This window comes from Haloferula chungangensis, assembly GCF_042664875.1.
Classification (GTDB): Bacteria; Verrucomicrobiota; Verrucomicrobiia; order Verrucomicrobiales; family Akkermansiaceae; genus Haloferula; species Haloferula chungangensis.
Genome location: NZ_JBHTBS010000004.1, coordinates 444,326 through 456,646, shown reverse-complemented (window position 1 = coordinate 456,646; position 12,321 = coordinate 444,326). Strand labels below are relative to the sequence as shown.

Here is a 12,321-nt window from a genome sequence, read left to right as displayed (position 1 = left end):
TATATATCGGGTTTAGTTCAGGTTTTCAGGGAGCGGGATCGCCGGTTGGGACGAGGATGTAAAAGGCTTTGGGCAAGCTGATCGCGGTGCCATCGATGTAGCTTCCGGGGGGCACATCGCTGTCGATCGGGCTGTCGCCAAAATCTAACAGGTCCGTCGAACGGTAGACATCGACATTCCCGGCGCTGGAGGTGAACTCAATGGAAACCACTCCAGTCGGTGCGCGGCTGATCGACGTGATTTCCGGAGCTGGCGTACCGACCGAGACGGTGACGTTATCAAAAGCGAAAACATCGCCATTGGTGGCGCCCATGACCCCGATCCTCCAGACATAGTTATCGTATCCCGCACCGACATCGGCCGAGCCGAGCGCAAGCGTCTGCCATGAGGCATCGGCCGCGGATGAGGCCAGCACTTGCCTGTTGAGGAGGGTGACGGCCTCGCCGAGGTCGGTCAGGTTGTAAGTGGCAACGTTGGCAGTCGGGCCGCCCCAACTGAGTCGCGGTTCGATTTCCTCGTCGTTCCATGCATAAATTTCCACCAGGAACTTGAGGTCGTTCTCCGGGGAGTTGTCGTCGAGGAACACGTCCATGCCGAAATCAAGCAGACCGGTGGACTCCTTGTTATCGTCGGCAAAATAAAAGACCGCGCGGGGTCTTGCGTTGTAGCTTCCACTTCCGATCATGGCGCCATCTCCCATCCCTGCCGAACCGCTGTCCGCACCAAAGACGAAGCCACTGGAGGCGGTGGGGAGCACCCACTGATTCGCTCGGACGCTGTCTCCCCCCACTTCCGACTGAACGATGTTGGTGGTCGGATCGAGGTAGTAGGGCGTGTTTCCCGAAGTGGTTCCGGGAATCGCCGGCACGGGGTTGTTCAGGTTTCCATTGATGAAATTCGTCAGGGCGGAATCGGCAGGGTTGTTGACGACGGCCAGGGTGTTCGACTCCAGATTGCCGAGTCCATCGTCGAGATCCGTGACGGAGTCAGCGGGCAGAGTCACTTCAATACTGCCTGTGGAGTCAGCGGTAATTTTGATCGAGTAGGTGGCACCTGTTCCCATCAGATCCGAAGCGTAGCCGTTGGTGACCACGAAGTCCGCATCCTCCAGACCGGCTACTGCCTCGTCGAAAACGACATTGACGGTGAACTGATCAAAGAGCCCGGCTGGAGTGGACAAGGTGACACTCGGAGGAGCTGGAGGATCATAGAGGGTAATCAAGGTGTTCGACACCACGTTGCCTGATCCGCCGACTGTGGCGTTGACCGCATCCGCCGGAAGGGTGATCTCGACGTTCCCTGCGGTGGTGGGAGAGATCGTGAGCGTGTAGTTTGCTCCCGACCCGACAAGTGTAGACGCGCTGCCATTGATCACGGTGAAATCATCGGATTCCAGTCCGCTAACGTCTTCGCTGAAGTCAACGTACACCGTGTAGTCTGTGGTCACGCTCGAAAAGTCGGTGGAAAGCGTCGGGACCGGGGTGTCAGCAGCGATGACGTTGAGCTTCAGGCTGGAGGGATCGATTCCGATGCCCTGGTTGAAGGAGACCGAATCGCCGAGTTCCAGATGGAGGCCATGGTTCGGATCGCCATCCTGCCAGTTTCTGACGATGTTTGTCACATCCACCGAGTAGACCGTGGTGTTGCGAAAGGTTCCCGGTGTGAATCCACCTCCCGTATAAAGATCGGTTCCCGTTCCGCTGGTGACACCTCCACCGCTGACGGTTTCGTAGAGCACGGGATCGAAGACCGGATTGAGGGTGCCCTCGTCCCCGCTGGGCGACCAGTCGCCGGCGAGCTGAGAGACGAACAGCTCTGGGCTGTTCACCGCTGCGGTGAGATCGTTCAGGGAGTAGGCGCTGAAGTCCAAGGTGGCTCGGGCGATCGTGTCCTGGCCCAGGCCGCTCAGGTCGAACTGAAGATAGAGCTGGGCTCTTCGTGGCACAAATGCGGCGTTACTGTTGACCGATGATCGGACATAGGCCGTGGTGTCGAAGGGTGCCGCCGTGGCGGAAGTGGTGCCCGTTGAGTCGAAGACATCAATATTGTTCGAGCCGTTGGCGGGGAAGAGGTTGTTGAAGTCGACGGTCTGAAACTCGACGAGGTCGAAAGTTTCAGCTTGGGCGAATGGAAATAGACCGGGAAAACTGCAGGCGAGGGCCGCAAAAATGGGTGCGGCCAGCCGATTTCTGAAGGTTTTCATGTTAGGGTTTTGGTGGGTTTGTCAGTTTTGGTTTCAATCAATAGGCGATGCGGAGATTGTCGAAAGCGAAGCGGTCTTTGGTGGTGGCGGACACCACGCCAATTCGCCACGCGTAGAAGTCGTAGCCGTCCGCCAGATCCACGGTGCCGAGATCGATGGTCTCCCACGCGTTGTCGGCAATGCTCACAGCAGGGATCTCGGTGTGCAGGAGGGCTGTCGCGTCGTTCAGCCGCGTGACATGGTAAGTCGGTTCATTGGCATGGGGCCCGCCCATGCTGAGCTCCGGCCCGGTTTGGTCCGAGTTCCAAGCCAGGAGTTCGACCAGTAAGGTCAGCCTGCCGGCACGGCTGTTGTCATCGAGAAGGACTTCCATGCGAAGGGTGCGGGAGCCTTGGGTTGCCTTGAGGTCCTTGGAAAATTGAGCAACGGCACGCGGTCTCATGTAGCCGAGGAGGTGGCTTGGAGCGCCCTCAATAAAGGCCCCGCTGTCGCCACTCGTGCCACCGTTTTCACTGTATTGGAATCCCCGCGTGAGGCTGCTCCATAGCCATTCATTGGACTGAATTTCGGTATCCTCGCCATTTGCGAGAACCCGGAGAGTCGTGGGGTCGAGGCGGAACACGGTGTCTCCCGAGTTGTCCTCGTACTGGTCAACAGGCACATTCAGGTTGCCATTTGAAATCAGTCGTGACGGACGCTGAGGCAGGGCATCCATGAATCGTTCCGCTCGAACGGGAATCTCGATCAGAGCTCCCCCGGGCCCCGATAGCCTCGCCTCGCCGGCAATCAGTTCCACCGGCCCGTGAGTCGCATCCCTTTGAAGCACCCTCACGCGGCCAGTCATGACATGGACTTCATTGTCTCCTTTGGCAGGAGCTGAAACTCCGAACTCGGTGCCGAGATCTGTCACGGTCAGGTGGGGAAGTTCGACAGTGAAGCCAACCCCCTGCGGCGGGACATGAAACCAGGCGACTCCTTCAGGGATGGAGACCCGGTCATCAGCGAGGACCGCCAGTTCGCAAGGAGCCTTGATCACGCACTTCACTCCCGACTTGAAGCTCGCTTCCAACACTCCTTCCGTCAGCTGCAGTCGGGATCCCGTGTCCAGCACGTGACCCTCAGGTGCCTCTTCTCCTTCGGCATGGCTCAAAACATAAGCAGACTCCGCAGCCAACCGGAAACTCGCTACCGGCGCGGAAGCGGGAACCAATTTGACCCACAGGACCACCGCCGAAAGGAGCAGCACGGCAGCCGTCGCCAGCAGCGCCTTTGAAAGGATCCGGCGCCGTTGGCTCTCAAGAAGCCGCTCAACGGGAACCACGGGCACCCGCCCGGTGCTCGAGCGAGCGCTTTCCTGTTCCTCAAGCGCGCTGTGAAGCGTCGACAACTGAATATAAAGCCTGCGGGATTCGCCATTCGTCCGCAATTCCTTGTCGAGCAGGCGCGCGCTCTCTTCGTCCAATTCGCCATCTAGCAATTGGAGAATCTGGTTTTGCGTGGCGAGCTGTTCGGGCGTCATGTCGGGCGCTGGAGGAGGGACTGTTCGACGCAGAGCCTGAGGACCGTGCGAATTCGTAGCAGGGCGACGCGTAACGCCGAGGCCTTGCGCCCGGTCTGAACGGCGAGTTGCTCGAGTGAGCGCCCCGGTTGGTAGCGGACTTCAATCAACTCGCGTTGCTTCTTCGAGAGCTTGGATTTGCACTGATCCAATGCATGGAGATAAGCCTCGTAATCTTCGGCGCCGGGCATTTCCTCGGCAATCAGGTCCAACAACTGCTCGGAAAGGAGGATGCGGCCATGGCGCTTCGAGCGCCCCCTTTGATGGAGCACCTCCAAGCGGGCAACTTTGAACGCCCAAGCAAGGAAGTTCGTTCCCGGCTTGAATCGCTCGCGGCTTTTCCACAGCACCAGATTGGTTTCCTGGAGGACATCTCCAATGTCAGGACTTCCTGGCATCAGTGACACGATGAAAGCGCGGATCCGGCCTTGGTTCTTCGTCAATTGGGTGACGAATTCCTGCAGCTGGTTCGCATCGGATTCGTCCGATGCGGCAGGCATGGTTGGGTTGCTGTTCGACAATTGGGGCATTCGTTCCATCTAGGAAAGCATCGCAAACCCCGAAACGTTACAGAATGATTTTTGTTATTCAGACATGCTGCACCAATCGATAGGCGAAAGACTCCGAGCGAAGGGGGAGATGGAGATCCCTGGCGGTGCGCAACGGCCTTCGACGTAGGGCCTGACATCCCGACCTTGGTCCGCTAGCGCCACTCGCCGCGCTGCTCGCGCTCCCACTCGATGCGGTCGTTGAGATTTCGCGCCTTGATACGGGTGTTGCGCTTCGCCCGCCGTTCGGTGGTCATCTGGCGCTTCTTGGCGCGACGCTTCAGCTCCTCGATTTCGTCATCGAGTTTGAGGAAGCTCTCCAATCGTTCCACGTCCAGTTCGCCTGACTCGACCGCCGCCCGAATCGCACAGCCCTTGTCGGTACCGTGCTTGCAGTCGTGGAACTTGCACTGGCTGGCGATCTGCTCGACGTCGGAAAAACTGTCGCGCAGCGTTTTTTCATCGGTCCACATCTGGATCTCCCGCATGCCGGGATTGTCGATGAGCATGCCCCCTCCCGAGAGCGGCACCAGCTCGCGCGTTGTCGTCGTGTGCCTGCCCTTGCCGGTCACATCGTTGACCTCACTCACCCACTGCCAGTCGTCGCCGTAGAGCTGGTTGACCAAGGTCGATTTCCCCACACCGCTCGAACCTACGATGCACATCGTAATTCCCGGTTTCAGGTAGGATTCGAGCACCTTCAATCCGTCGCCCTTCAAGGCACTGGTGATGTGAATGTCCGCTTCAGGGCAAAGTTCCCGAAGATCGCTTGCGGCCTCCTCGCACTGCTCTTTTGGGAAAGCATCGCTCTTGTTGATCAGCACCACTGGCTTCGCGCCGCTGCGACCGATCAGGGTAAAATAGCGCTCCATCCGCCGTGGATTGTGGTCGGGACCCGGGTCAGTCACGACGGTGACCACGTCCACATTCGTGCCGATCACCTGCTCCTCGGTCGTTTTCCCCGGCATCTTCCGGGAAAAACAGGATCGCCTCGAAAGCCGCGCACGGATCACGTGGTCGACATCTTCGTTGCCATACTCGATCGCCACCCAGTCGCCGACCGCCGGCAGCTCGGCGTCATTCGTCGCGTCATGCCACACCTTGCCACCAAGCACCAGATCGAGTTCCTCGAGTTCTCCCTCATCATCGATGATGAAGGCGCTGTAATTGATCGGGGTCTCGCGGATCAGACGCCCCGGCACCCAGCCGCGCGCCCGATGCGGAGCAAATTCCCGCTCGAAATCTTCACTCCATCCGAGCTCAGCCAAAGTCATTCGGCCCGGATGCTAGGACCTTTCCGGCGACCTGTCCACCCAGCGCTTTTGACCCCGCCCTACTTTCTCCCCGCTTCGCCTCGCGCACGGCTGTCACGACGCTGCTTGATCTTGAAGCCACGGATGTATTGCCAGTTGTAGGTCTTATACTGATGGGTCAGGCCCCACTCGAGCGCGGCCAATGGTGCCTTTTCGCTGTCGAGCGTGCGATTGATCCCGATGGCGTGAGGGGCCCCCGGCACGACGCCGCGGATCTCGAAATTGATGCCGTCGGGTGCCCATTGCACGGTGTTCTTCTCCGGACCATCGGTGGTGATGAGTGAGGCGATGCCGCCATCGTAAGGCCACACGCAGATCTCGTGACCGCTATTACTGATCGGGTTGTAAGGAGACTTCACATAGGGGCCTTCCGGCTTGTCGGCGATGGCGACGCCATGGCGGATTTGGCGTCCGCCGAAAGTGATCTCTTCCCCCATCTGCTCGCCCTTGTAGTAGAGGTAGAACTTTCCCTTGTAGGGGATGATGCAGGGATCGTGGGTCTTGTGGCTGTCGAAGTCGCCCTTCTTCTCGACAAGGAAGCGGTTCATTTCCTCGCCTTTCCACACGCCATTTGTCGCCGGGCTGAGAATGGGCTCCGAGCTCTTCGTCCATGGCCCGTCCGGCGAATCCGCCCAGGCAAGCGCCACCTTTTCCTGCACGCGGATGTTGTACGGCGATTTCACCACCTGATAGCAGAGGTAGTATTTCCCCTCCCAGACCATAATCTCCGTGGTGAAAACCGAGCGGTCATCGTAGGCGCCCGGCTCGCCGCGTCCGACCGCCATGCCCTGCTCCTTCCAGGTCAGCCCATCCTCGGATGTCGCATACCAGATGTCGCAGCGGTCCCAGGGAAAGACCTTCTCCTTTTCCACATCGCCCCCGAATCCCTGCGTCTCGCCGGTGCTGCGGGTGTACCAGCAGTAATATTTCCCCTCATGCTTGATGATCGCGCTCGGATCGCGGCGCACCACGCCTTCTTCGTAGGCGAAATCGCCCTTCAAATCGTAGACCTCATACTCGAAGAACCACTCATTGCCCACATCCGGCCATTGCAAGGCCCGCTTCGACGCCGCACTGAGCTTGTCCGGATTGGTAATGCCCAAATGATCGATCTGCTCCTGAGTCGGAACGATTTCCTCGGCTCCTGCCTCAAAACAGGCAATTGCACCCAGGCTGGCGGTAATGAAGAGAGATTTGAATTTCATGAATACTGTCGACAATTGCAGGCTATACGAGGAAGGGAACCGAAATCTTCGTCTGAATTTGCAGATGTCGCGATTTTCTGGAGCGGATTTGGGTGCCATCCCCCCTTCTCCCGGGCTTGCCGAGGGCAGCAAGCATCGCTAAACGTCCCGCCGACATGGCCTCGATCAACGCAAACTTCCTCAAACTCAAAGCCGGCTACCTTTTTCCTGAAATCGGTCGCCGGGTGAAAGCCTTCACCGATTCCAATCCTGAAGGTGCTGCAAAGCTGATACGCTGCGGTATCGGTGACGTCACCGAGCCCCTGCCCGAAGCCGTGCGCAAGGCGATGCATGAAGGCGTCGATGAACAAGGCGACGCTGCCACCTTCAAGGGCTATGGTCCGGAGCAGGGCTACGAGTTTCTCCGCCAGGCGATCGTCGACAACCAATTCGCCGATCTCGGCATTTCCGCCGACGAGGTTTTCATTTCCGATGGCTCGAAGTGCGACACCGGCAACATCCTCGATATTTTCGGCGCTGGCAACACCATCGCCGTGACCGACCCCGTCTACCCCGTCTACGTGGACACCAACGTCATGGCCGGCAACACCGGTGAAGGCGACGCCAACGGCGCTTACGAAGGTCTCGTCTATCTCCCCTGCACCGCCGAGAACGGCTTCGTCGCCGATCTTCCCAAGGAAAAGGTCGACCTCATCTACCTCTGCTTCCCGAACAACCCGACCGGCACCGTCGCCACCCGCGAACAGCTCAAGGCCTGGGTCGACTACGCCAAGGCCAACGACTCGATCATCCTCTTCGACGCCGCCTACGAAGCCTTCATCCAGGACCCGGAAATCCCGCGCTCCATTTTCGAAATCGAGGGTGCCAAGGACTGCTGCCTCGAGTTCCGTTCCTTCTCGAAGAACGGTGGCTTCACCGGCGTGCGCTGCGCCTACACCGTGATCCCGAAAAGCGTCACCGGCAGCACGCCCGACGGCACCCGCATCCCGCTCCACCAGCTCTGGAGCCGCCGCCACTCGACCAAGTTCAACGGCGCTTCCTACCCCGTGCAAAAGGGAGCCGCCGCCGTCTTTTCTGCCGAAGGGAAAGCGCAAGTCAGCGCCCTCATCGAAGGCTACATGACCAACGCCAAGCTGCTCCGTGAAGCCTGCCAGACCGCCGGGCTCACCGTCTTTGGCGGCGAGAACGCCCCCTACGTCTGGGTCGCCTGCCCGGAAGGGGTCAGCTCGTGGGACATGTTCGACAAGATGCTCAACGAAGCGAACGTCGTCATCACTCCCGGCGCCGGCTTCGGCTCCGCCGGCGAAGGCTACTTCCGCATCTCCGCCTTCAACTCGCGCAAGAACGTCGAAGAAGTCTGCAAACGGATCGCCGCGGCATTTGCCTGAAGGCCTTCTCCGCCACCAGGGAGCGGAAACTGGAACCTTCTGCTCCTTGGGCGGCGGCCCCTACTCGGCCGCCCTCACTCCTTGAATGATCACCTGCAGGCTCGTTCTGCCACGGAAGTGGTTGCGATCAATGGTGAACGCAATGTCCCAAGGCGGATCCGGCAGGTTGACTTCACCGCCACCGAAGAAAACCGCATCCTGCTCGTGATACCCCTGCCGTAAATGCAGGCGCAGATGCTGGTTCTTCATGTGCACGGGAGGACGGCTCAAATTCACTCCGCAGGACATGAAAATCGGCTGCGGGTTGCTGTTTCCAAAAGGCTGCAGCAATTCGTAATCCTTCAGGAATTCCAACGACAGATCCGAGAACGGAATCTCGGCATCGACGTAAAGCCTCGGCTGCCTCTGTTCCTCATTGGTGCCCTTCAGAACGAACTCTCCGAACTCCTTGCGGAAGGCATCCAGATTATCTTCGTGAACGGAGATTCCCGCCGCCATGTCGTGGCCACCACCCGCAACCAGATGATGCCGGGTCGCGTTGATTGCCTCGACCAGGGAAACGCCCTCGATGCTCCGACCACTCCCCTTGCCCACTCCATTTTCATCGATCGCGATGATGAAAGTCGGCTTGTGGAACTGACGCATCAAGCGCGAGGCCACGATGCCGACCACCCCCGGATGCCAGCTCCGCGATCCCAGCACGATCACCGCATCGCGTTCGGGATCAAAAGTTTCCTTGAGCATCGCCATCGCCTCCTGGCGGATCTGCACCTCGTGCGCCTGGCGCCGCCGGTTGTACTGCTCCAGCTTCTCCGCCAGATTCTGCGCCTTGCGACGGCAGTCTGTTAGAAGCGTGGCCAGCGCATCCTCGGGGACATCCATTCGACCGGCCGCATTCAAGCGTGGTCCCAGACGAAAGCCCACGTCCATCGATGTCGCCCGACCGTTCATGCCGGCGACCTCCTGCAGCGCCTTGAGCCCCGGATTCAGTGTGTTGGGCAGGCGCTTCAAACCGTGCCTCACCAGCAAACGATTCTCCCCGATCATCGGCACGATGTCGGCAATCGTCGCCACCGATACCAGCTCGAGCAGCTCCTTGAGATCAAAATCCTTAACCGGCCGCGTCTTCAGCAAGGCGTGGCCCAGCTTGAAACAAACGCCCGCCGCACAAAGATACGCCGGGCCTCCGCCACACTTCGGATTCACCAGCGCCACCACGTCCGGACGCCCGTTCGGTCCGGGTTCGTGGTGATCGACGACGATGACATCCACTCCATTCGCCTTCAGTTCCGCAATCTCATCGACCGAAACCGTCCCGCAATCGACGCTGATCAGCAGATCCGGCTTGTCGCCCTCGCTCATCATCCGCGCGATCGCTGCCTTGCTCAGACCATAGCCTTCCGAGCTGCGCTTCGGGATAAAGGCTCGGGGCTCGAGGCCGTAGGCACGCAGCACCTTGCGGGTTACCGCAATCGAGCTCACACCATCGACATCGTAGTCGCCGTAAATCACCACCTTTTCCTTCCGATCAGCCGCCAGCAGGATCCTATCGACCGCTTCCTTCATCTCGCCGATCTCGAAAGGATCGCTGAGATCGCGCAAACGTGGACGCAGAAAAGTTTCAAGTTCGTCACCAGCCGGCAATCCACGCTGAGCCACCAAATGCCTCAGGATCGCGGGGAATTCATGCCCGTCGTCGTGCCCATCCGATTGGAATGGCACGCCGCGGAGAATCCAATGAGTGGGCTGGGGTCGCATGAACAGCGACACCCTAGACGTGCTGCTCACCCCGACAAGCCCGCATCATGCGGCCCCTTGTTCCGTAGTCTCTAAGCTCCAAAATTTCTCCGTTGAGCATTTTCGTCTCCCGCGTGATCCTCCATGGATGCCTGACCTCGTCCGAGTCGAACCGATTGCCCTGCTGCCCACTCCTGCTGGTTGCGCCGTTTTTCTTGGCGATGGTAAAAAAGCGATCGTCTTCTACATCGACATCGCCATCGGTGCCTCGATCAATGCCGCGATGGCCGGCCAGACCCCACCGCGGCCCCTCACCCACGACCTCTTCCTCAACGCCATGGAAGGATTCGGCGCCAAGATTTCGCGAGCTGTCATCATCGCCGTGGAAGAAGAAGTCTACTTCGCCCGCCTGATCCTCGAGGCCGAAAACGAGATCATGGAGCGCAAGATCGTCGAGATCGACGCCCGGCCATCGGACTGCATCGCGCTGGCGGTGCGCTCCGATTGTCCGATCTACGTTCTGAAAGACCTCTGGGAAGGTCTTCAGGACATGTCCTCCGCGCTTGAGGAAATGCGCTCGAAAGGCATGGACCTCGGCGGGGAGTGATCCCACGCCCACGGCATCGCCCCCCTTTACAAAAACTCCCCTTGCGCCCCTAGGGCTCCTTCCTACTCTCAAGCATCCTCATCGCCATGCCGACATCCCATCTTCCCCATTATTTGTCCGAAGAAATCCTTCTTCACCCGGAAAACCGCGATTTCCCTCCTTTCGATCCCGTCCGTCTGCTTGGCACCGTCTTCGAGCCCACCAAGGGCTGCAGCGTTTGCATCCTCACCGACTTCGATGAACCCGCCGAGCTCATCAAGGACTTCAACTACCTCTCGCACGAGGGATTCCCGGTTCAGAAGAAAGCCCACGAAGCCTTCTACCTCGCGCTCAAGAACGGTGCTCTGGAAGCCCTCGGCATGAGCGGCGGCGAGATGTTCGCCTACAAGTGCACCAACGGCTCGAACCTCGATCTCGCTGACGAAGTCTGGGACACCGCTGGCAACAAGCTCTCTCTCGATGCCGACATTTACCCGAAATACGACATCATCCTCTGCCTCTCGACCTTCTCCGCCACCGCGCCTCTAACAGCCAAGTGCAAGGAGTTCGGTTTCCGTGGCGCGACCATGCACGGCGTCAATGACGTGATCCTCAACTCCGGCTTGACCGTAGACTACAACGAAGTCTCCGCCGACGCCGAGCGGATCCGCCTCGCCATGAACAAGGCCGATGAAGTGGAAATCGATTTTGCCCTAGAGGACGGCCGCATCCTCACCGCCTGGCTCGGCCTCGATGGCCAGGAAGCCCAGAAATCCCACGGTCTCTGCAAAGGCGAGAAGCCCGACGTCGCCAACCTCCCTGCCGGCGAAGTCTACTTCGTCCCCACCGATGCCCGTGGCCACTTCCCGATGAAGTACGAGGACGGCACCCTCGGCGTGCTCACCGTTGAAAACCGCAACATCATCAAATCCGAACTCATCGAAGGTGATCAGGCCACCATTGATGCCCACAACGCCCGCCTCCAGGACGACCCGATGACCGGCACTCTCGGCGAACTCGGCTTCGGCACCCAGGTGCTTCCCGTATCCTACTCCGACATCCAGGATGAAAAGGTCCTCGGCACCTGCCACCTCGCCACCGGTCGCGATGACCATCTCGGCGGCGACATCGTTCCCGAGATGTTCAAGAAGCACGAGAACTCGACCCACGACGATATTCTTTTCGCCCCGCACAAAACTCCGAACTTCAAGATCAAGCAGGTCCGGATGAAGCGCGGAGATCAGCAGGAGATCATCATCGAGGACTTCCGACCGTCCCGCTACATCATGGACGCCCTCGCCTCCGCCCGCGATTGAGCGAAACGAAGAGCCTCACCGCTTTCCCTCAGGCTAAACCCGATCAACTCCTTGATCGGGTTTCCTATTTCACCGCGTAATAGCCATTCATGAAACGTTACCATCACGTCGATTTCACCGATCTCCCACCGATCGAATGCTGCTGCGGAACCACCCGCCGCGCCTTCGTCGATCAGCCCGACGCCCCCGCATCCGCCCACTACCTCGAAGTGCGCGATGAACCGACGACTCACTACCACAAGAAAACCACCGAGATCTATCTGGTGCTCGAAGGCGAAGGTCACCTCGAACTCGATGGCGAACTCATCCCCGTAAAACCCCTCAGCGCCGTCATGATCAAGCCCGGCTGCCGTCACCGCGCCATCGGCAAGCTCAAGGTCATCAATCTCCCAATCCCCAAACACGACGACGACGATTTTTTCTACGACGAAGCGGATGTCCGCGACGGTGAATCCCCGGTCCACTGA

General features: G+C 59.3%; 10 protein-coding genes. 4 read left to right on the top strand and 6 right to left on the bottom strand.

From position 1 onward, the window contains the following. Positions 1-25 precede the first annotated feature (25 nt). From ACFQY0_RS10940 to ACFQY0_RS10920, 5 genes are all read right to left on the bottom strand, one after another. A complete protein-coding gene (locus ACFQY0_RS10940) occupies positions 26-2,203 on the bottom strand; it encodes an Ig-like domain-containing protein (protein WP_379712212.1) in 2,178 nt (725 codons plus the stop codon). 37 nt (positions 2,204-2,240) lie between these two features. After that, positions 2,241-3,722: a FecR family protein gene (locus tag ACFQY0_RS10935; RefSeq protein ID WP_379712210.1), complete on the bottom strand. Its 1,482-nt coding sequence runs from the start codon at positions 3,720-3,722 to the stop codon at positions 2,241-2,243. Beyond that, entirely contained in the window at positions 3,719-4,261 is a 543-nt protein-coding gene (locus tag ACFQY0_RS10930) for a sigma-70 family RNA polymerase sigma factor (RefSeq protein ID WP_379712208.1), read from the bottom strand. The genes ACFQY0_RS10935 and ACFQY0_RS10930 overlap by 4 nt, the downstream gene beginning before the upstream one ends. A gap of 203 nt (positions 4,262-4,464) precedes the next feature. Next, entirely contained in the window at positions 4,465-5,583 is a 1,119-nt protein-coding gene (gene rsgA, locus ACFQY0_RS10925; RefSeq protein ID WP_379712206.1) for a ribosome small subunit-dependent GTPase A, read from the bottom strand. A 59-nt stretch (positions 5,584-5,642) separates the two neighbouring features. Beyond that, positions 5,643-6,827 (bottom strand): glycoside hydrolase family 117 protein, encoded by a 1,185-nt coding sequence (locus ACFQY0_RS10920; protein ID WP_379712204.1) that lies wholly within the window; start codon positions 6,825-6,827, stop codon positions 5,643-5,645. A gap of 155 nt (positions 6,828-6,982) precedes the next feature. Between ACFQY0_RS10920 and ACFQY0_RS10915 the strand changes: the two genes are divergently transcribed. After that, positions 6,983-8,215 carry an LL-diaminopimelate aminotransferase gene (locus ACFQY0_RS10915; protein WP_379712202.1) on the top strand — a complete coding sequence of 411 codons (1,233 nt, stop codon included), beginning with the start codon at positions 6,983-6,985 and terminating at the stop codon, positions 8,213-8,215. Positions 8,216-8,275: 60 nt separating this feature from the next. Here ACFQY0_RS10915 and recJ read toward each other — a convergent pair whose 3' ends face one another. Continuing rightward, complete coding sequence (gene recJ / locus ACFQY0_RS10910) at positions 8,276-9,937, bottom strand: single-stranded-DNA-specific exonuclease RecJ (protein ID WP_379712200.1); 1,662 nt, start codon at positions 9,935-9,937, stop codon at positions 8,276-8,278. A gap of 163 nt (positions 9,938-10,100) precedes the next feature. Here recJ and ACFQY0_RS10905 point away from each other — a divergent pair, with 163 nt between their 5' ends. The 3 genes from ACFQY0_RS10905 to ACFQY0_RS10895 all read left to right on the top strand — a co-directional run bounded on the left by ACFQY0_RS10905 (position 10,101) and on the right by ACFQY0_RS10895 (position 12,321). Further along, the gene (locus tag ACFQY0_RS10905) at positions 10,101-10,559 is read left to right on the top strand and encodes a bifunctional nuclease family protein (RefSeq protein WP_379712198.1); all 459 of its coding nucleotides are present in this window, start codon (positions 10,101-10,103) and stop codon (positions 10,557-10,559) included. A gap of 86 nt (positions 10,560-10,645) precedes the next feature. Continuing rightward, positions 10,646-11,854, top strand: coding sequence for a M29 family metallopeptidase (locus ACFQY0_RS10900; protein WP_379712196.1), 1,209 nt, complete (start codon positions 10,646-10,648; stop codon positions 11,852-11,854). Between the two features lie 89 nt (positions 11,855-11,943). After that, a complete protein-coding gene (locus ACFQY0_RS10895) occupies positions 11,944-12,321 on the top strand; it encodes a cupin domain-containing protein (RefSeq protein ID WP_379712194.1) in 378 nt (125 codons plus the stop codon).

What these genes read in the sequence shown, in the direction of transcription:
- ACFQY0_RS10940 (WP_379712212.1), bottom strand. Translation starts at nt 2,203, where the DNA reads ATGAAAACCTTCAGAAATCGGCTGGCCGCACCCATTTTTGCGGCCCTC.
- ACFQY0_RS10900 (WP_379712196.1), top strand. Translation starts at nt 10,646, where the DNA reads ATGCCGACATCCCATCTTCCCCATTATTTGTCCGAAGAAATCCTTCTT.
- ACFQY0_RS10935 (WP_379712210.1), bottom strand. Translation starts at nt 3,722, where the DNA reads ATGACGCCCGAACAGCTCGCCACGCAAAACCAGATTCTCCAATTGCTA.
- ACFQY0_RS10895 (WP_379712194.1), top strand. Translation starts at nt 11,944, where the DNA reads ATGAAACGTTACCATCACGTCGATTTCACCGATCTCCCACCGATCGAA.
- ACFQY0_RS10930 (WP_379712208.1), bottom strand. Translation starts at nt 4,261, where the DNA reads ATGCCTGCCGCATCGGACGAATCCGATGCGAACCAGCTGCAGGAATTC.
- ACFQY0_RS10920 (WP_379712204.1), bottom strand. Translation starts at nt 6,827, where the DNA reads ATGAAATTCAAATCTCTCTTCATTACCGCCAGCCTGGGTGCAATTGCC.
- ACFQY0_RS10905 (WP_379712198.1), top strand. Translation starts at nt 10,101, where the DNA reads ATGCCTGACCTCGTCCGAGTCGAACCGATTGCCCTGCTGCCCACTCCT.
- ACFQY0_RS10915 (WP_379712202.1), top strand. Translation starts at nt 6,983, where the DNA reads ATGGCCTCGATCAACGCAAACTTCCTCAAACTCAAAGCCGGCTACCTT.
- rsgA (WP_379712206.1), bottom strand. Translation starts at nt 5,583, where the DNA reads ATGACTTTGGCTGAGCTCGGATGGAGTGAAGATTTCGAGCGGGAATTT.